The organism is Flammeovirga sp. OC4, assembly GCF_000812565.1.
Lineage (GTDB): Bacteria > Bacteroidota > Bacteroidia > Cytophagales > Flammeovirgaceae > Flammeovirga.
The window spans coordinates 117,672-137,684 of the sequence record NZ_JTAM01000012.1; the positions used below are offsets into that span (position 1 = coordinate 117,672).

A 20,013-nucleotide genomic window follows, 5' to 3' on the forward strand; every position below is an offset into this window, starting at 1 on the left:
TTTTAGAAAATAATTTGAGCGACCACTTGTACTTCATATCTATCATTGGATAAAGTGGACTGATCAGTAGGGCTGGTACTGTCTTTTCCATCAATATAGGATCCCATTGCTTGTATTTTTAATGCGTCTTCCTTGAAATACTTTCCTACTCCAAGGGTATACCAGCTTTCTTTTTTCAGTATACTTTGATCGTAATCTTCATATTCTGGCATCAAAGAAGTATATCTGAAGTTAATACCCCATTGATTACTAAAAAGGTAGTCAATTTGTGTATTAAAGGCTGTTCCTAATACATACCTTGAACTCACTTCTTCACCTGTAAAACGTATAACAGCCTGTTGTGATGAATAGATATCTTTGTTTGAATACGCAAAGCTATTGACGAAGTCAGCGGAGAACGAAATTCCCTTATATTTTAATAGTAAATCGATATAGAACTTTCCGTAATTAGGGAATTTCTCGTTTCCGTCTTCATCAAATAGTTCAAACTCTCCATGTCCATCTCCGGTTTGCTCTGACGCTCCTACATTATAGCTGAAAGAACCATTGATTGCGAGTTTCAATTTTTCTTCTCTATGAAAATCAACCACATGTTTATGGCCCTCTTTGCCAGTAAATGCACCCAGAGGGAGTATCTCCAATCGTCCTCCATATTTTAATCCTCCTTTATCAACATCTATGGAATTGTCACCAAAAGAATTCATTCCGTCACCAGAAGTAATCGCAACAAGTGGGTTGATAATGACATCGCCAAATTGAAATGAAGATTCATAGAAGATACCGAACTCTCTACCGTTAGAGGTGAAGCTATTGGAGAGGGCACTTCGGTTGACCATTGATAATTGCGATTCGTTGAGTGCGTACGCTCTGTCATTGGTAAAAGTAAGTTTCTGCCCAACGGAAAGTTTCATTTTCTTGTTAATATGAAAGGCGACAAAAGCTTCAAGTAAGGTGAATGAATTGACAAAATCTGCCTCAATAAAGAAACTTACCTTTTCCTTTACGGCAATTCCTTCGAAATTGGCTCTTGCAGCTCCAACGAAGAAATAGTTATTGGCAGCCGTGTCTAAATCGAAGTTTTCATGACCATATGAAGGCCTAACCATTCCGCTAATTTTAAAGGAATAATCACCTTGATTCATATTCAAGTTAAGTCCCTTTCCTAATTCAAAATGAGAATTATTTGTGTTTTCGAGTAGATCAACATCATTCGTCTGATCATCATCAATATCTTGAGCAAATAATAAGGCTGGCAACAACCCTATCAATGCTAGGAAAACGATTTTTTGTTTTATTTTTTTCATTGTTGTCTCTCTATATTTTTTGCTTTATCATATATCTATAAACTGGTAGCTCACTTCCTTCTTTGAAGTTTCCATCAATGACTCTAAAGGTGAAAAATGAATTGTCATTTTCGGGTTCCAAAGCAGGAGGTAACACATTGGCGTGTTCTTGTGTGAGGTATACAACATAGGAGCCTTTGGGAAATTCTTTTGAAATTTTTGAAGTCTTTGTTTTCAATTTTCTAAGGTATATATCTTCCCATTTTACAATTGAAACTGTATTTCTTTTCACCTCATAAGATTCTACTTGAAGGGTTTTAGAAGTACTCAATTGCTCTACTTTACATCCTAAAACCTTTAACTTTTGAATTGCTTTTTCTTCATTTGGAAGTAATATATAGGCAAATGGTCTTTCTCGGGTACTTTTAGCTTTCATCTGCAACCCATCAGTCATCACCACTTGGATGGTCTTCTTTTCCTCTGTCGCTAAATCAATACATGTATAATCAGTCTTAATGGTCGCTTTTTCTTGTTTAATCACAACACTTTCATCAAGATCAGCCGTTAATTGATTCGCTTTTTTAATTGCTTCTCTAATTTTATCACCATTTTCATAAGCCGTTTTGAGATAGGACATACCCGCTAAATAAGTGGTTTGGACTCTTCGTTTAAATGAAATTCTTTCAAGGTTTACACCTCTAATTTCCATGAGTACAGATAGACAATTGTTCAGAGCAAAATTCGTAGAGGTAGATCTAGGGCTGGATCCTCCTTGATTAAAATGTATATGTCCTTTTTGCATTTTGGTACTAGAGTAGTCAGATACATTTCGGCCGTTTTCTCTGAGGGCCTTTTTAGCGTTGGCAACTAATAGGTCCTTGGTTGTGTTACGAATAACGGAGTTAACGTTTAGATTATTAGAATACAAAAAGAAAGCGTCATAATAAGTAGTAATTCCTTTCTCTCCGAAATAGGAAAAATGTGCCCTGTAGGGATTATATTCATGGAAATCGATAGCAACTTGAGGAGAAAATTCTGAAAAAGCAGTTCGAATTGCGTTCGTTTCTGGAGTGGCTAATTTCATGAAGTCTCTATTCAGATCAATACCATTGGCAGATAAGCGGTTTTGGACATTATAACCATCTGCATTTGCCATTGGGAGAATAGTAATATCTAATCGATCTAGAAGTTGATTGTATTTTTGGTCGGTTATTAAGGTATGAAATAAATACAAAACACCTTCAGAACTCGCGGGTTCATTTCCATGTAATCCTCCTTGCAACCAAACTTTTATCTTCGCTTCATTGGAAGGTTTGTTTATTCGAATCCGTATGATTTTTTTTCCCCTCTGACTTTCCCCAATATGATCTATTTTAATATAATCAATCTCTTTAGAGAGGGCATTTACATACTTGACCATTTCCTTATATTTAGTAAAGCCCTTCCATTTTGCTTTTTGGAAAGCAGGAGTAGGAATGTCAATATTGGGTTCTGGGAAGAACTTTTCTTCCATAGCTCTAGACTGTCCAAGAATCTGGTAAACAGTCATGATACTTATGATAATATATGCTATTGTCTTTTTCATGTACTGTTGGATTAAAAGGAAACTTGAAACATTAACCTACCAAATAGTTCGGCATTGGCATCCATTACTTCTCCATCACTTCTTTTTGAGCCGGGTAGGGCATCAACGTAAGTTATGGATACTTGAACCTTTGCAGCGTCGTTCATAAGGTAGCGTGAAAAGGCAAGGGTAATATATTTTTCTCTATTGTAGAATTGTTCATTATTTAAAAAAGAATTGGTGTCTGGATCCAAGTATGTAAATCGGCCATCAATGGAATAGCCTTGTTTGAAAAGGTATCCCCCTTGAATATTATATCCCCTTCCGACCATCATTCTAGCAGAGACGTAATCTACAATTGTTGAATTGTTCAATCCATCATCTGACCTAAGGTTAGCTGAAGTTCCGTTGTTTCTTACTCTATAAAATATTTCAGGTGAATAAACTCTAGAATAAGCCCATGTAAACTCTCCAAGTACTGTCCAGCCTTGGTACTTAAACATAAAATCACTGACAAGTTTACCATAATCGGGTAGTGTCTCCGTCACTCCATCATTGCCAAGGTAAATGATGTCTCCACTTTTTCTCCCTCTTCTACTACTCATGCCTACATTGTAACTGTAAGCTGCTCCAAAAACGAGTTTTGGAGTAAGCTGTCTTGCGTGATCTACTTCAGAGTATTCTCCCATGCCCCTAAACAGACCAAATGGGAGGAAATCAATTCTACCGCCATATTTCAATCCACCTCGATTTCTGAATGCATTTTGCCCATCGCCAGCTGAAATAGCTACTCCGGGTTTTACATACCAACTTCCAATTCGCTGCTTTCCTTCTACAAAAAGGCCAAAATCTCTAACTGCAGCAAAGGCGGAAGTTACCCTAGAACGCTCTACAAATTGCATGGCATCTGAAGGAATTCTCATTTCTCTATTGTCAGTCATTGTTGAACGTTGACCGAAAGTGACTTTCCAATTTTTATGAGGTTTATAAGTCACAAATGCATCCAATAGGGTACCTGAATAAAGATCTTCTCCATCGGAGTTGTTGGGAATAGCAAAGTCAACTCGTATACGATAACTGAATTTTTCTTTTGCTGATTTTCCTTCTATGTCAAATCTAGCCCTACGGATACGGAAACGTGATTCTACTTCATCCCAATTATCAGTCGTTCTCATTTCCATTGTGGATTGAACATAGCTTCGGATTTTCATGAAATACCCACCATTAGGGCCATGAAAACGTATTCCTTTCCCTAATTCATAATCTTGAATATAAAATGGGGGAGAGGAGGATTGTTGCGCTTTTAAGCTAATGGCAAAAAAGGTGAACAATAATGTTCCTACTATAATTTTACATGTCTTTCTCATTTAGAAGACGGATTTAATAATGAACATTGAAACCAACACTGATAGAAGAGGTATAAGGTTTCTTTTAGCGAGGTCGAAAGATGATATTCCTGCAAGTTCTGAAGTTGCAATGATTACACCTGCAATAGGAGATGTAGCTCTGCCCATACTTGAAGCGAGCTGCATTGATAAGATCATTCCTATTTTATTTCCACCTAATTGTGCGGCAATGTGTGGTACCAAAGGACCAAAAGAGAAGAAGGAGGCATTACCACTTCCCATCAACATAGAAGCAAAGAAGATCATTGTGGTCATCAAAATTGATATGCCTTCAAAACCTAAACCAGCACTTTGTGATGCGTTGACCAGGTGTTCTATAAAACCTAATGAAATTAGACCTTTTGAAAACATTTGAGCACAGACAATTAATGTCACTACACTTGCGAATACTTTCCCCATGCCTTCCCAAAATATTTTCATCGAGCTCATTATATCTTTTAGATCTCTTTTTCTAATCAACTCCAACACCATACCTACTATGGTACAGGTTAACATTGCAGTAGTGGTATCTAAAGTGATAGGAGGTTCAAAAAGATCAAAAGTTGGTGAAAAAATCATCAATAGCATTAAGGGCATAACAGGTAATACTGCATAATATAACGGTGCAGTTACAGTAAATTCACCAGAATCTTGTTCATTTTCCTTGTCGAGATAACCTTCTTTTTTATCGTAGTATTTGTTGACAAAAAAGTAGACAGTCATCAACACTATAGTCAGAGGAATGGTAAGTGGTAATTGATGATGAAGAAAGTAGTCCACAGCTTCAAGTTCCACCTGATGGGAAGCTTGGGCGGTATTGGCAGAGGCAGGTCCCATGTCAAATACCGTACAAGCAGTGATGACTGATACTACTGATACTCTACTGATTCCAAGTTTGGTGAGAACAGGGAAAATAGATGCCATCAATAATAGTCCAAGTCCTGTAGCAGAAGGAGTGGACATAAATAAGAATTGCCCGATTGGGATAACACAAGAGGCCGCAAAGTAAGGTGTCTTTTTAAGAAAGGTAATGGGTTTTGTACATACATATACTAAAGCATCACTAGCACCAATATGCCGCATATAAGCTACAAACCCACCTATGGTCATAATCATTAATCCTACCTTTGATCCTTTATCAGAAAGAATCTCAGTGATCATAGCGAATAAGTCAAAAGCACCTAAGCCCGTACTTTTTTTCATGTCAGGTAGATCATAGCTCATTACTAATGCAATCCCCATCATGGTCAAGCCACTAAAAAGCAGTACAGCTTGTGGATTGTATTTGTTGGTTAAGAGATAAGCTACAATACCGATCATTATCAATGTAATGATCACGCTTAGAATAGTCATTTAATTCGTATTTGGGTGTTTTGAATTAATTTAAGTTGACACTTAGCCAATTCATAAATTCAATAGAACGATAAATGCCTGTTGCATTATGGTCAATACCTTGAATTGTGAATAGCTGATGCTTGTGTTGATTGCCGTATAATGAGTCATAAAACATCTGCATATATTGAGCTCGTTTATGCCTTGAATTTTGATTGCTACTTGTGATGTCTGATCCCCCTCCTTGCCAATTGGCTTGACAACTATTGTCGGAATTGTCAAGATCTTCTGTACCGGTAGCATATGTGACAAGACGGTCAATATTTTGCGTGACTATTGTTGTAGAGTCAAGGTCATTTCTGTAATCAGTAAACGAGGTGATATCAGTAAGACCATAAGCATAGTCATTGTAACCTTCACAATCTGTAGGGATTATATATTGATTATCGCTGTCCGAAAATCGCTTATTATTAATATATAAATAGGATGAAGGATCACTGACTACATATTTAAAAGTGTAGTTTTCGTATTGTTGTTCAAGGTTGTTGAGTGCGGCATACCTTTGAGTAAACTGCCCTCCTGCAGAGTGACCAATTAATAATATATTTTTGAGATTAGGGAATTTATCAATAAATACGTAATCCTTTAAAAACTTCTCTAAAAGTAAATAAGAACTTTGTCCATCTTCAGAGTTGGCTCCAATTCTCCAAATAGCTCCGGTCCAAAAAATATTATTATCTGCAGCATTGTTACTGTAAAAAGGTGCAACGATGAGAGTTGAACCTATTTTACCAACATCAAAAACACTATTGTACATGGATTGAAACTGATTTTGATAATCATAGTTGAGCCCGTGTACAACAAGCGTCATAGAAGTGATTTGGGGTAGAGTTGTATCGTCATTTAAATCAATTGAAGTAAAAAATGTAGTCGTTCTTGTTGAATTGGAGTTTTCCAAGTTGACTTTCACAAATGTATCAAGGTTAGTACCGTCTGATACGACGTAATCTGGAGGTGCATCGGGTTTGTACTGACAGGAAGAGAGATGAAATAAAAGAAAGCTTGTTAAAGCCAAAAATAGTATGCGGTTGTTCATAGTAAAAAGAAGAGTGAATAATGAGTCATTATATATTAAGTTAATAACGTGTGTTGATTAGTTATGAATTTGATGTTTATATTATGTTTATTCTGAAATAAAATCAACTTATAGTCCAATTGTATGTTTTTTTAATTGCTTAAACTTGAGGAAATTAGGGTTCTGTTTTACCTGTTTGTTAATCAATTATATAATTTTTAATATGGAAGACATATTTGCAAATCGACCCAAAAAAACAGGACAAGGCTATATTGAAAGGGAAGGAGAGAAAATTTACTATGAAAGCATTGGAGAGGGAACGGCTATTGTCTTTGGACATGGTTTAGGTGGAAGTCATGCTATCTTTTTCCAACAAGTACCGGCTTTAGCAAAGGATTACAGAGTGATTACGTTTGATCAACGTGGTTTTGGTAATTCTTCCAATATTAATTTGAAGCATTCACCGCATACAGCTGCTGAGGATATGAAAGCTGTTCTTGATCACTTGGGAGTAGATAAAGCGCATTTGGTAGGGCAATCTATGGGAGGTTGGTGCATGCTTGATTTTGCAATGAATTACCCTGAAAGAACTTTATCGATTGTTTTTAGTAATTCATTGGCAGGGATTTATCAAGAAGATATCAAGCATTTTTATGCTATTCCTGCTCCAAGACCACCGGTTTCAAGCCTACCTTTAGGTAAGCATTTCGGGTTGGCAGATCAGTTTTATGAGAAGAAACCCGAGATCGCCTATTTATACCTTCAAATAGGGTCAATGTGTCCACCTGCACCTTCAGATATGAGAAAATTAATTAGAGAAACTTTTTATTCTGTAAAAGAGGTAAATGAGCTGAATCAAAAAATACCTATGTTATTCTGTACTGGATCTGAGGATATTACCTTTCCTCCAGAATGGATAAAAAAACTTCATGAGTTGATTACAAATTCAGAACTCAAAGTTTTTCAAGGGACGGCACATTCTCCTTATTATGAATTACCAGAAGAATACAACGAAACAATAAGGGCTTTCTGTAAATAAAAAATAAAGGGACTTTATTTTGAAGCCCCTTTTTCTCTTTCGATTCTATTTCTTAAAATATTTTGTTTAATCTTGTTGAAATCAGCCGTTGGTATGGCATTGATGAGGTTTTTAGTGGCCTCTGCTTTTGGATTATTGTAAATCTCGTTGGCTAAACCCCATTCTTGAAGTTTTCCTTTTTCCATGACCAAAATTCGGTCAGCAATAAATTTCACTACTGCCAAATCATGGGAAATGAATATATATGTAAGATTAAATTTTTCTTTTAGATCACATAACAAGTTGAGAACCATTGCCTGAACAGAAACATCCAAAGCAGATACTGATTCATCACAGATAATAAACTTTGGTTTTGTTGCTAACGCTCTTGCAATACAAATTCTCTGTCTTTGTCCACCAGAAAACTCATGAGGGTAACGGTTTAGATAGGAGCTGCTTAATCCTACTGTTTCAAGTAAACGGATAGCTTCCTTCTTTCTTGCTTTATCATCTGAAAGAATGTTATGAACTTTCATAGGTTCAATAATAGATTGTCCTACAGTCGTTCGGGGATTGAGAGAAGTATATGGGTTTTGAAAAATAATCTGAATATCTCTTCTCAAGTTGTTCATTTCTTTTTTAGGAATAGTCGCTAGATCTTTTCCTTCAAAATAAACATGTCCATCTTTAGGTTCTATCAGCCTGAGTATGCATCGTCCTAATGTAGTTTTGCCACAACCTGAACGACCAACAAGTCCTAGTGTTTCACCTTCATTTACTTGGAAGCTTATATCATCCACAGCTGTAAACGATTTAATTTCTTTGCCCCATATATTTTTCTTGATAGGGAAAGATGCTGTAAGATTTTTTACTTCTAAGAAGTCATCTAGGGTAGGTAGCCTTTTTAAAGTGATATCAATTCTAGGTCTACAAGCTAAGAGCCCTTTAGTGTAGGGGTGCTGAGGATTATTAAAAACATCAAACACGGTACCGTATTCAACAATAATACCCTTACGCATTACTATGATCTTATCTGCCATTTGTGCAACGGTAGATAAATCATGGGATATAAACATGCAGGCCGTATTTCTTGTCTCTTTAAATTGATAGAAAAGGTCAAGAATGCCTTTTTGTGAAGTGACGTCCAATGCCGTTGTAGGTTCATCAGCAATTAAAAGACTAGGATTACATGCCAATGCAATACTGATCAATACCCTCTGTTTCTGTCCTCCAGAAAGCTGATGGGGGTAACTATGAAATACTTTCTTAGGGTTTTTGAGCTGTGCTAAATCAAAAGCTTGAAGTGCTTTTTTTCTTGCAGAAGCGTGACTGATCTTTTTCTCGTGAATTTTAATGGTTTCAATTAATTGATATCCACAAGTAAGAACAGGGTTGAGTGAACTCATCGGGTCTTGAAAAATCATACCGATTTCACTTCCACGTATATCCCTAATTTCTTTTTTATTTAATGCTAAAAGATTAAGCGTACCCTTCGTTTTACTATTAAAAAGAACTTCTCCTGAATTAATGGAGGCATTATCAGATAATAATTGGAGTAAGGATAGGGCAGTGACTGATTTACCTGAGCCTGATTCACCAACAATGCCTAAAGTTTCTCCAGATTTAAGAGCAAAGTTTATGCTGTGCACGGCAGTGGAACTACCTCTTTCTTCATTATTGAATGAAATAGATAGGTCTTTTACTTCTAAGAGAATGTCAGCCTTATTTTTCTCCATAAATTAGTATCTCAGATTAATTGAAGTTGTAAATTAGTAAGAGGAGCGTTTAAACAATAATTTTAAACAAAAAAATATTAAAAAATGAATAAACTCATATTCTGAATAGCTAAAATTGAATCGAAATAGAGGTTTGTAAAAGTTTTAAAGCTCAATACCAACTACTGTAATATCATCTCTTTGTGGAATGTTATTTTGATGTACATCCAAAGCAGCTTCAATTAAATCTCCTAAATCTTCTATTGGCTGATCAATATGTTTTCTGATATACGTCTCGAAGTATCTTCTACCAAACTTATCATTATTTTCGTTGTTTTGATCTAATATCCCATCCGTTAACATTAGTAAGTAGTCTCCTTCTTCAAACTCTATTTGTTGCGTTTCAAATTCTCGTCCCACTTTTTGTTTTCCTCCAATCGCTTTTTTACTTCCTCTATGTCTTTCTAAAACTCCGTATTTTTTTCTGACGATATAAATATCACTTTTAGCGCCTGAAAAAAACATTTTAGTTACGCCATTTATTGTCTCAAATTTGCATAGAGCGATATCCATTCCGTCATTTATTGTATTTTCTTGTTGACGTAAATACGTGATGACTCTTTGATTTAACATTTCGAGAATGATGGAAGTGTCTTGTGTTAGCTTCTTATCTACAACTTCCTGTAAAATAGTTTTTCCAATCATGGACATTAACGCACCAGGTACACCATGCCCTGTACAATCAACAACGGCAAAGAACTTTACAAGTGAACCATCTATTTTCTTGGTTTCACCATACCAATAAAAATCCCCACTAACGATGTCTTTTGGTCGGTAAATAGAAAACAACTTTTTAAATCTACTTTCCAATAATCCAATAGGAGGAAGGATGGCATATTGAATAGTTTGTGCAGCTCTAAGACTATTTGTGATTTTAATGTTTTGATCATTTACTTGAGTCATTGCATCATCAAGCTCTTCTTTTACTAATTCCACTTTTCTTTTTTGGAGGTAAGCTCTTCGAATAATAACAATCAAACCGATGACAAGTAAAAGAAGTCCACACATTGCCAAAAAGTAAGTTAAGATCTCTTTTTGATGTTCAGCTTCAGAGATTTGGTTTTCTTCTTTGAACTTCATCATTCGATCTTCCTTTTCTTGAAGTTTGTTTCTCAATACACCAATCATTGCAAGAAGAGAACTGTCTTGAGAAGAGAAAATTGTATCTGTTTTGGCTGTTAATTTACTTTCGAGTCTACTTAATTCGGCATTTAAAGAGTCAATTTCATATTGAGCAATTAACTCTTTGTTCTCCGCTTTTTCATAAACACTTAAAAAATCATTTCTTAAAGAAAGTTCTTCTCTTCTTTGTTCTATTGTTTTTTCTGTCGCTTCCTCACCTAAAGCAGCAACCTCAATATTTTCAATTACATCCTCTTCTTCCTCAATATTAACAGTGATCGTTAATGTCTTTTGGATATTGTCATAAAATCGATTGATGATTTCATGGGCATGGATATGTACTAAACTGATCGATTCTTCAAACTCAGAAGGTGTCATTTCCACTTTTAGGTCAGTGTAACCCCTACTATTTGTAGTAGCAAATTTCCCATCAGCAAGAATTAAAGCATCGCTCACAAAGCTTCCATCTTGGTCAATCACTCTAAAACCTATATTAGAAATGGATTGTTCATTGGAAACTTTCATTTTAATATACTGAGAATATTCTCTCCTTTCTTGAGCAAATGAACGCAAGCTTCTACCCGGAACCATTACCTCAAAGTTGGTTTTTAACCGAATGCCAATAGGAAAGGTAATTGAGAACTCACCATTTTGGTCGGTAGATGTAGAGAATAATCGATTATTTGCAAAAATATGCAATGCTTTATTGGCAATTGGGTTATTATCTTCATTAATTACTCTTCCCTCAAGCACATCTTGTAATTTATCTCTAAGCAGAATGATGATTTTATCATTTTCAATGAACCATGACTTAAGTTCCATGTCCTCTTTAGCCACCGTGACAACTCTTGGAGTACTGAAAAGTCCATCATTTATATTAATATGATAAGTAAATTCACCATTACTGTCCGATTTGAAAGGTTTGTTGTTGACAGTGATTTCAGCATTGCTTATCGGTAATCCTCTGTAAGAAACTTTCCCTTTCATGGTAGGTGCTTTCGTCTCTTTAACGGTCATTTCTATGCCCTGATTCGATCCAAGCATAGGGTTGATGTCAAAAGTATTATGGACTTTAACAGGAATTACATTGGGAGGAGCACTTGCTAAAACAACACCATCTTCGTTACTGTTTTCCTTGATAACATAGAAGTGTTGTTCCTCTTCTTTTTCATTTCTGATTCCTATTTTGATAGAATAAGTGCCTTCATGAAAAATGTTGGAGTTTTTTTCTACTTTGATATAAAAATTATTGTCTATATCAGCCAACAGAGAGTAGGCCCCTTTTTCATTGGTGACCGTTTCATAAAGCTGTTCTTTGGATTCTAACCGAACAGAAGCATTGACTAAAGGTTCTCCATCCTCTTTCTCAACCACACCATTGATACGAACTTTGTCAAAGAAAAATACTTGGAAGATATCTAATTGACCAATTGATTCTGATCTGGCAGAGGAGAAGTATCCAATTTTTCCATACATACTGAAATATGTGTCATCAGAAGTAGAGTTGATAGGTACACCAAGGTTTTGCGGTGCTGTCCATTGGTCGTTCTGATCATCATAAACAGATCTGAAAATATCATAACCTCCCATGGAATGATGCCCTTTTGAAGAGAAAAATAATTCACCTTCTGCATTGATAAAAGGGGAGTCTTCATCTTGTGGAGTGTTGAGTTCAGTAAGCTCTTCGGGTTCGTTCCATTGTCTTTTTCTTTTATTCCAAGTAGAATGAAAAAGATCAAGGTCATCCGTATCATTGAATCCTCTAGAGGCGAAATATAAATGTTGTTGGTCCTCAGTGATGAATGCATGTGTTTCTTGAGCAGGTGAATTGATGCCTTTTACAAGATACTCACCTCCCCAATTATCCCCGGTTTTTTCTCTTTGATAGATGTTTCCATCTCTGTAAAGCAGGGCTTTAGTGTCATTGTCAAAAAGTTGAATAGTTGCAGCATGACCATCAGCAGAAAGTTCCTCCACTCTGGCAGGGTTTGCCCATTCATCATTTGCATCCATATACGCATGATAAATTTGTTCAAAACGACTGCCTTTGGAACTTTTTTCATCTCCAAGTTTTGTTACTCTTGTAAATAGGAAAGATTGATGGTCCTTGGTAAGCGTTATACTATGTTCATTGTATTTTGAATTAACTCTATCTCCTAAATGCCTAACGATCACTTTATTCTTATCCGAAAGAATCACTTTAGCATTTCCGATTTGTTGTTTAAGGATATCAACGTCTTCAACTCCTTTCGAAAATAAAGAGGCTTGATAGATTGCATCTTCCGCAAGTTGAATTTTACCTAATGCTAAATAACCTTCAGCAATGTAATAATGAAAATCTGCACTTTGAGCTGCTGAAGACTTTTTGATAGATTCCAATAGTTCTATGCCCTCTTTAGGAAGGTTGGTTTTAATATAACAAACAGCCAAACTATAGATATAGGATTCATTATCAGGGTACAGGTCAACAAGTGGCTCAATGTATTGTAGAGCCTCTGCATAATTGTGTTGGGTATATGCCTTACGTGCTTGTTTCTCTAATTGTTTGGAGTCTTGAGAAAACAGTTTTAAAGGAATAATTAGCAGTAGTATAGTAATATATTTAAGCAAATTCTGCATAAATAGCTTTAGGTAGTAAAAGTTTAATTCAATAAAGTAAAGAGTATTGAAAAAAGTTACAAGTAATACATCATGAAATGAAATTAGTACTTAATTCTTTCTGGGATATTTTGAGTAAATTCTATCATTACTAAAAATACAACATTTACATTTATTATAAAACTTTGGAAATTGAAATATTTGTTTAACACAGAGCAGTCAACGTTTAATTTAAATACGTTGGAGATTGTAAGTGTATTGTTTTAGGCAGTTAACATTTTCGCCAATTCGTCTAAACTGATTGTTAATGATCACAATATCAGATAGTTTCTTGATGTTTTCTGACTCTTTAATACCTAATTGTAGTTCTTTTTCTCGGATTTTTTCCAATTTTTCAGTCTCATTATCTATTGTAGTTAGAAATCTGTTAATGTCCTCATCTTCAAGGATGTGACTTTTACCTTGTATGTGTAATGCAAGGTGTTCTAATGTGTTACAAATACTATCAATAAAAAGTTCCAACTCAGAATATTGATATTTTTTCGAAAGACGTTCCACATTTGCAGAAAGTGTGGCGGTATGGGAAAAAATCATTCGTATAGTGGCAATAAATTCATAGAGGTCTGTAGAGGGTACTTGGTTGGACTTAGGGTCATTAAGCATAGTTTGAAAGCTCATAGCAAGGTTAGCATTTGAAAGTTGAGCTCGTTTTCTTGCAAGCTTATAGTTATTCTGATTCAATGATTTAATTCCCGTAAAACCAATTGCTACTTCTCTAAAATAATCGCTATTGGCTCTAATGGATTCTACAATTCTTAATTTGATTTTATTCTTTTCAAACTCAGGTAAAATGGCGAAACTTATAATGTAGGCAATAATTCCACCGAGTGCAGTATCAATGATTCTAGCAATAGCAATTTCAAAATTTGTGGGAATACTTATCGCAATTAGTAATAAAATGAAGGGTGTGAGAAGTGTCATCCCTAAACGGTAATCTTTCGCCAGAGTTCCGAATGTGCCAATACCTAAAGGAATCAAGACAATGAGATACAAAAAAGGATTGTCTGTCACCCACATAATAATAGAAGCAATGACGATTCCGAGTGATGTTCCTACAATTCTTGCAATCATTCGTTGCTTAGTGATAGCAAAAGAGGGTTTCATGATTACTGCTATTGAAAGCCAAATCCAATACCCTCTATCCAAGTCAAAAAAGAAGGCAGATGTATAGCCCAACATCATTGCCATGGCAATTTTAATGGCGTGTCTGAAGTGACCTGAAGAGAGTGTTAGGTTATCGGATAAGTTACCCTGTTCAGGTTTGGTCAGAAAGTTAGGTAACCTTAGGCCATCTGTATGAGAACGGTCGCTCATCTTTTTCCAATCTGTAAATTCGGCTACTTCAAGGGTAAGGCGGTCTATCCTTTTGAAATTTCTAAGAATATTTTTTACCTCCGCAAACCAAGATATAGGTGTTTTACGGTCGTCTTGATCTCTTAAACTTTCAAATAAATGATTGATTTCATCAAAAGATCGATCTAAAGAAAATAGTTGCTCCACCACCTCTCTTTTTTGGATGGATCGAGCAAGAATAGACAGATTTCCTCCTAGTTGATAGAAAAGCTTTTCTAAATTGTAGGGGAGGAGTGTATTTTTAAATTCCTCATGTAGAGATGAGTATTTGATATGCGTTGCACTTGCCTTCTCAAAAATATCAATGGAAAATCGCATTATTAATATCAATGAACGACCGTGAGGAGTGGCACCTTGTAATGCAGAACGCTGCGTGAGGAGAAGGTTTCTGATTTCTTCTTGTTTATGCTCTATTTGTGTTTGTATCCCAAAAAGTTTTCTTTCATTTTCTTTAGAATTTGGATTAGTGAAAAGTCGGGCTTTAGTTCTCATATATTCAGCCATCAATTCATAATTTTCACCAAGAAGTTTCTCTATGGTAGCATAAGGTCTTACCTGCCATAACAAAAGCGAATTAAAACTATACCAAAGTCCACCACCAAGCATAGCGACAAATGTTGGAACCAATTCACTATTATTCAAACCAAAACCCAGTCCCAAACTTACTGAAATAAGAACACTGTTTCCGATCATCGTAGATCGGTTTCCAAATATTGAGAGCAGTGCTGCCAAGAAAGAAACTGTACCAAGGTACACTAATCCAACAGTAGGCCATTTAATAGTAAAAGCCATGCCTAGTGCACAAATTGTGTTCAGAAAAGCTCCTCCAATTAATCCTTTTGCTTTTTCATTCCAGTTACCGGGAGAGTCGGATAGCCCAACTGTTAGAGCTCCTATACTTACAGCAGTAGCAATTGAGATAGTGTTGGTAAGGAGTCCTAAAAGTAAAGGGAACAAGATAGACCATGTAAGTCTTAATCCATTTGAAAATTGGTTACTTCTAAAAAATAAGCTGATTTGATCCATTATGAAAGGATGAGGTGATAATGTGGCTTTGTTAATGACTATTTATAGTTTTCACATAATTGTGAACCAAAGCAAAATTATAAAGAATATATATAAAAAACTGTCATAATAGCTGAACATCGCTAGATATTATTGCTTTTAATTTAAAAGATTTGCTATTTGCGACAGTATTGCACAAACACAACTAAAAATAATCATGAAAAAGAATTTTGTACTAATTTCACTATTATTAATCGGCTTATTTTCATGTGACAATGACACTGATGAGCAAGGCCCACTACCAACAATCAGCAACTATACAGTTGAAGGTGAGCACGATCACGATTCTCATGAAAGATCGTTAGACGAAGGTGAAGAGACAGAGTTAGAGATGGGTGGCGAAGCTCATATCGATGCTGAGTTAGCAGGACAAAACCTAAAAACAGTTTTATTAGATATTCACTGGGGTGAAGGTCATACACACGACCGTGTTCAAAGTGTAGAAGATTCAGTACAATGGACAGAAAAAATTGAGTGGAACTTTGGTGTAGAAGGTGGTTTAACACCTGAAGGAATTTTCCCTAGCAATCACGATTTCCACCAACACATTGATGTACCAGCTGAAATTGATGGCAAGCCAGTAAGAGAAGGTGAGTACCACTTTGTATTGTTCTTATGGGATCAAGATGGTAACGAAACTCAACAAGCTTTAACAGTTCATGTTCACGCTCACGAAGAAGAAGAAGCAGAACTTTAAGAAGTTGTCAAAATATAAAAAAACACCGCAATTCACATTGCGGTGTTTTTTTATGCCTTGAATTTTAATTTAACTCTAAAAAAGTTGAGTCCATCAGCGTCTCTAGAAAAGCAATTAAGTTCTCTCTTTCACTCATTTCGAAGTGAACTCCATTAATTAATGATGGATCAAGAGTAGGGGTAATTTGAATCTCTTTTTCGTAATGATCCAATACCTCGTTAATTGTATTGAATCGACCATCATGCATATAAGGTGCAGTTGCAAAAAGATTACGAAGTGTAGGTGTTTTATACTTCAAAATATCTTCTTCTACTCTCGTAATACGACCTCTTCCTTTATTTATTCCCTCATGTTGATCAGAATAAGTGGTGTCTAACCCATTATTGTGATATTCAAAGTCGGTGAAAAAAGGTTCTTTGTGACAGCTGCTACATTTTTCTTGATAAACCCGATAACCTAAGCCTTCTTTTTCTGAGAATTGATACTTTCCACTCAAATAAGAATCATATTTACTTTGGTTTGAAATCAATGTTCTAACATATTGAGCCAATGCCCTCGCCAAATGTGCCGAATAAACTTTATCAATTCCAAACGCCTTTTTAAATTCCTTTCTATAATAAGTTGAGGCATTAATATTTGACATTAGAAGTTTTAAGTCTGCACCCATTTCATCCTCATGCGTTAAAGGTCCAAAGATGAGTGACTCAATATTTTTAGCTCCACCGTCCCAAAACCAACCACTTGCCCATGCAATATTGATTAATGCAGGTGAGTTTCTCAACAATGGTTTATGACTTACTCCTTGAGTAGATAGAGAACTATTTTCTCCAAATCCATACTGAGGTTGATGACAATGTGCACATGATACTGTCGAATCCTTTGATAAATGCGGATCAAAAAAGAGTTTTTGACCTAATTCAACTTTTAAAGGATCCATTTCATTATGCTCAGGAGCAGGTATATTCTGATATGAAATGACAGAAGCTTGTCTATTTTCTTCACATGAAAATAAACAAGCTCCTAAAAATATCGTGATACCGATGAGTGGGACTATTTTGAGAAAATATCTTTCCATTCGAACATCTGAGCGTAATTGTCAGCGATTAGTTGAGTATTAGGTCCAAACATGGTGTCTTGATCAGTATCATTATTGAAATCGATAAAATTCGTCTTTCTTTGACCTTCAGGTACTAAAGCTTCTTTTTTGTCACCGAAGATGAAATCCACATGTACATCTAAAACGATTTCTTGTTTACTGTTCTGATTGAGGAAAATTTCCTTACCGCTAAATTTGACAGTTCTGTAATTTGCATCACCTCCAATATGGTATACAAGTCCTTTTGAGTTGGTATCATCAATTAATCGAAGACCTTCAACTAACATAAATTTGTAGCCAGTGTCCCAATTCCAAGCCATTCCATTGGCAGGGTCTAAATCTCCAATTTGATCAGTACTGTAGTTTGCGGAGTTATCAACACCTACGGAAAATTCCAACTCAGAAAAAGCACGATTAGGGAGCCCTGTTAGGACGATACTTGTATCAGCCTGATCAATCATTTCAATCAAATGATAGCTTTCAGGAATTTTATAATAATTGGTTGCTGAGGTGTCTCGCAACACAACATTGGACAAGTAAAAACGAAAATCACTAATGGTGTAGCTTTGACTTAATGCATTAATATATTCCTTATTGTAAGTCAAAGAAGTATCATCGTGAATTAGGTTAAATTTGATTGTTAATTCTCCTGTTCCTGCGGCGTCAAAGGTTTCTTTGTGAGAATCACACCCAATTAAAAAACAGGAAAATAAGAGTAATAAAAAGATTTGCTTCATGCTAAAATTTGTTTTTATACATCATTGATTCAACAGGTTTCATAGTTCTATCGATGTATTTTGCATCTTTCTTAATATGGTAATAATTTGTGATATCTCCTTCAACTTTAAAATAAAATAACTGACCAATAGGCATATTTTTATAAAGTCTAACTGGCTGTGCTACACTGATCTCTAAAGTCCATGTATTACAAAACCCTACATCGCCTGCTCTGGAGTTTGCATTGATACTGATACCTAGTCTACCAACACTAGAAAGCCCTTCTAAAAAAGCAACATGTTCAAGTGTTTCGGTATACTCTTTCGTCACACCTAAATAAATTTTCCCAGGGTGAAGGATGATGCCTTCATCTGGAATTTCAAACGTTTCGATTTCGTTATGGGCTTTCGCATCTAAAACCTCGTTTTTATAAACGGCAAGATGTCTACCCAAATGAACGTCATAGGAGTTTGTTCCTAAACATTCTTTATTGAAAGGTTCAATCAAGATGGAACCTTTCTCTATTTCTTCTAATATTTTAGTGTCTGATAGTATCATTTATTTCCAATGATAGGACTATTGTTTAAATTGGAAAATCTATAATTTTTTTCACAAATGAGATGCCATGACGTGTTGAATAACTATCCTATGACATTTTATTTGATGTAAAGAAAAATTTAGACTTACTCTACATAAAGCACCAACCCTTTAAGGTATTCATTTTCAGGGTAAAATATATTAATTGGGTGACAGTTTGGTTGCGTAGTTTGATGTAAAATTCGTACGTTTCTATGTGCTTCAGCAGCAGCTTGGAATACAATTTTTCTAAACAGCTCTTTATCAATCTTCTGAGAACATGAGAAGGTGAAAATAATGCCGCCTGGCTTAATTTTTCTCAATGCCTTTAAGTTAAGCTGTTTGTAACCTCTTGCTGCAGCAGTTACAGCTTTGGCTGATTTGGCGAAAGCAGGAGGGTCAAGAATGACTACATCATAATCATCTCTTTCCATTTTTGTTAGATGCTCGAATACATCGGCACAATAGCCTTTATGTTCGCCTTTGTCGAATCCATTCAATAAGGCATTCTCATCACAAAGATCAATTGCACTTTGAGAGGCGTCTACAGAGTGAACTAAAGTAGCACCAGCTTTAAGGGCATACATGCTAAACCCACCACTGTAGCTGAAAGTATTTAATACTTTGGCTCCTTTAGAATACTTTCCCACTAATGCTCTAGCATCTCTCTGATCCAAAAAGAAGCCTGTTTTTTGTCCAGTTTCAACATTCACCCAAAACTTCACACCATTTTCTAAGACCTCTACTTTTGGAGATCCTTGTTGCTCTGTTAACCAACCTTTAGGTGTTTCTACATTTTCAAGACGCTTAGAAATTTCTTTACTCTTGTTGTAAATTCTTTCAAAACCTAATGCTTGAAATGCTTTTACAATCATAGGAGCGATACGGTCCACTCCTTTGATCAAAATTTGAAGTGAAATCAAGTCATTGTAGACATCTGCAATCAGTCCAGGGAAAAAGTCACCTTCTCCATGTATTAAACGGTAACAATTGGTTTCATCAGAAATGACATGAGCTTTTCTTAGAGCATAAGCTTTTGCAATTTTATCCGACCAATATTCTTGAGTATTTGGATCAAGTTCTTTTCTTGTGTACTCAAAAACTCTACAAACAATCTGGTTGCCTGGTGCATAAAAACCATAACCTAAACGTTTATCATTGCTATGAACAATTTCAACGATGTCTCCATCATTTAAACCTTCTGGCATTTTTGCTACAGCTCCAGAGTAAACCCAAGGGTGTCTGTTTTCTAAGGCTTTTAGCTTATTCTTTTTTATATGTATTTTTTCCAATTTCT

General features: G+C 35.6%; 14 protein-coding genes. 2 read left to right on the forward strand and 12 right to left on the reverse strand.

The window, feature by feature from the left end:
• Positions 1-2 precede the first annotated feature (2 nt).
• From PL77_RS11095 to PL77_RS11115, 5 genes are read right to left on the reverse strand one after another with little or no spacing between them, the layout of a single operon-like run.
• Positions 3-1,304, reverse strand: coding sequence for a hypothetical protein (locus PL77_RS11095; protein ID WP_156152323.1), 1,302 nt, complete (start codon positions 1,302-1,304; stop codon positions 3-5).
• A 10-nt stretch (positions 1,305-1,314) separates the two neighbouring features.
• Positions 1,315-2,868, reverse strand: a complete 1,554-nt coding sequence (locus tag PL77_RS11100) for a M14 family zinc carboxypeptidase (protein ID WP_044204860.1) — start codon at positions 2,866-2,868, stop codon at positions 1,315-1,317.
• A gap of 11 nt (positions 2,869-2,879) precedes the next feature.
• Positions 2,880-4,214 (reverse strand): porin, encoded by a 1,335-nt coding sequence (locus PL77_RS11105; RefSeq protein ID WP_052444323.1) that lies wholly within the window; start codon positions 4,212-4,214, stop codon positions 2,880-2,882.
• On the reverse strand, positions 4,215-5,585 hold the full coding sequence (gene dcuC, locus PL77_RS11110; protein ID WP_044204862.1) for a C4-dicarboxylate transporter DcuC: 1,371 nt from the start codon (positions 5,583-5,585) through the stop codon (positions 4,215-4,217).
• Between the two features lie 25 nt (positions 5,586-5,610).
• Complete coding sequence (locus PL77_RS11115) at positions 5,611-6,660, reverse strand: hypothetical protein (RefSeq protein WP_044204864.1); 1,050 nt, start codon at positions 6,658-6,660, stop codon at positions 5,611-5,613.
• A 202-nt stretch (positions 6,661-6,862) separates the two neighbouring features.
• Between PL77_RS11115 and PL77_RS11120 the strand changes: the two genes are divergently transcribed.
• Complete coding sequence (locus PL77_RS11120; RefSeq protein ID WP_044204866.1) at positions 6,863-7,678, forward strand: alpha/beta fold hydrolase; 816 nt, start codon at positions 6,863-6,865, stop codon at positions 7,676-7,678.
• A gap of 14 nt (positions 7,679-7,692) precedes the next feature.
• Here the strand turns inward: PL77_RS11120 and PL77_RS11125 are convergent, their stop codons facing one another.
• The 3 genes from PL77_RS11125 to PL77_RS11135 all read right to left on the reverse strand — a co-directional run bounded on the left by PL77_RS11125 (position 7,693) and on the right by PL77_RS11135 (position 15,591).
• Positions 7,693-9,393: an ABC transporter ATP-binding protein gene (locus tag PL77_RS11125; protein WP_063769014.1), complete on the reverse strand. Its 1,701-nt coding sequence runs from the start codon at positions 9,391-9,393 to the stop codon at positions 7,693-7,695.
• Between the two features lie 144 nt (positions 9,394-9,537).
• Entirely contained in the window at positions 9,538-13,173 is a 3,636-nt protein-coding gene (locus tag PL77_RS11130; protein ID WP_044204868.1) for a SpoIIE family protein phosphatase, read from the reverse strand.
• 210 nt (positions 13,174-13,383) lie between these two features.
• Positions 13,384-15,591, reverse strand: coding sequence for an FUSC family membrane protein (locus PL77_RS11135; protein ID WP_044204871.1), 2,208 nt, complete (start codon positions 15,589-15,591; stop codon positions 13,384-13,386).
• A gap of 196 nt (positions 15,592-15,787) precedes the next feature.
• Between PL77_RS11135 and PL77_RS11140 the strand changes: the two genes are divergently transcribed.
• Complete coding sequence (locus PL77_RS11140; RefSeq protein ID WP_044204874.1) at positions 15,788-16,327, forward strand: DUF4625 domain-containing protein; 540 nt, start codon at positions 15,788-15,790, stop codon at positions 16,325-16,327.
• A 64-nt stretch (positions 16,328-16,391) separates the two neighbouring features.
• Here PL77_RS11140 and PL77_RS11145 read toward each other — a convergent pair whose 3' ends face one another.
• From PL77_RS11145 to PL77_RS11160, 4 genes are all read right to left on the reverse strand, one after another.
• Positions 16,392-17,402 (reverse strand): cytochrome-c peroxidase, encoded by a 1,011-nt coding sequence (locus PL77_RS11145; RefSeq protein ID WP_044204877.1) that lies wholly within the window; start codon positions 17,400-17,402, stop codon positions 16,392-16,394.
• Positions 17,378-18,160: an MbnP family protein gene (locus tag PL77_RS11150; protein ID WP_044204880.1), complete on the reverse strand. Its 783-nt coding sequence runs from the start codon at positions 18,158-18,160 to the stop codon at positions 17,378-17,380. Before PL77_RS11150 ends, PL77_RS11145 begins: the two co-directional genes overlap by 25 nt.
• A 1-nt stretch (position 18,161) precedes the next feature.
• The gene (gene dcd / locus PL77_RS11155; protein ID WP_044204883.1) at positions 18,162-18,698 is read right to left on the reverse strand and encodes a dCTP deaminase; all 537 of its coding nucleotides are present in this window, start codon (positions 18,696-18,698) and stop codon (positions 18,162-18,164) included.
• 125 nt (positions 18,699-18,823) lie between these two features.
• Positions 18,824-20,008, reverse strand: coding sequence for a class I SAM-dependent rRNA methyltransferase (locus PL77_RS11160; RefSeq protein ID WP_044204886.1), 1,185 nt, complete (start codon positions 20,006-20,008; stop codon positions 18,824-18,826).
• Positions 20,009-20,013 lie beyond the last annotated feature (5 nt).

Excerpts from the sequence above, each read along its gene's own strand:
- PL77_RS11095 (WP_156152323.1), bottom strand. The coding sequence starts at position 1,304 with ATGAAAAAAATAAAACAAAAAATCGTTTTCCTAGCATTGATAGGGTTG.
- PL77_RS11100 (WP_044204860.1), bottom strand. The coding sequence starts at position 2,868 with ATGAAAAAGACAATAGCATATATTATCATAAGTATCATGACTGTTTAC.
- PL77_RS11105 (WP_052444323.1), bottom strand. The coding sequence starts at position 4,214 with ATGAGAAAGACATGTAAAATTATAGTAGGAACATTATTGTTCACCTTT.
- dcuC (WP_044204862.1), bottom strand. The coding sequence starts at position 5,585 with ATGACTATTCTAAGCGTGATCATTACATTGATAATGATCGGTATTGTA.
- PL77_RS11115 (WP_044204864.1), bottom strand. The coding sequence starts at position 6,660 with ATGAACAACCGCATACTATTTTTGGCTTTAACAAGCTTTCTTTTATTT.
- PL77_RS11120 (WP_044204866.1), top strand. The coding sequence starts at position 6,863 with ATGGAAGACATATTTGCAAATCGACCCAAAAAAACAGGACAAGGCTAT.
- PL77_RS11125 (WP_063769014.1), bottom strand. The coding sequence starts at position 9,393 with ATGGAGAAAAATAAGGCTGACATTCTCTTAGAAGTAAAAGACCTATCT.
- PL77_RS11130 (WP_044204868.1), bottom strand. The coding sequence starts at position 13,173 with ATGCAGAATTTGCTTAAATATATTACTATACTACTGCTAATTATTCCT.
- PL77_RS11135 (WP_044204871.1), bottom strand. The coding sequence starts at position 15,591 with ATGGATCAAATCAGCTTATTTTTTAGAAGTAACCAATTTTCAAATGGA.
- PL77_RS11140 (WP_044204874.1), top strand. The coding sequence starts at position 15,788 with ATGAAAAAGAATTTTGTACTAATTTCACTATTATTAATCGGCTTATTT.
- PL77_RS11145 (WP_044204877.1), bottom strand. The coding sequence starts at position 17,402 with ATGGAAAGATATTTTCTCAAAATAGTCCCACTCATCGGTATCACGATA.
- PL77_RS11150 (WP_044204880.1), bottom strand. The coding sequence starts at position 18,160 with ATGAAGCAAATCTTTTTATTACTCTTATTTTCCTGTTTTTTAATTGGG.
- dcd (WP_044204883.1), bottom strand. The coding sequence starts at position 18,698 with ATGATACTATCAGACACTAAAATATTAGAAGAAATAGAGAAAGGTTCC.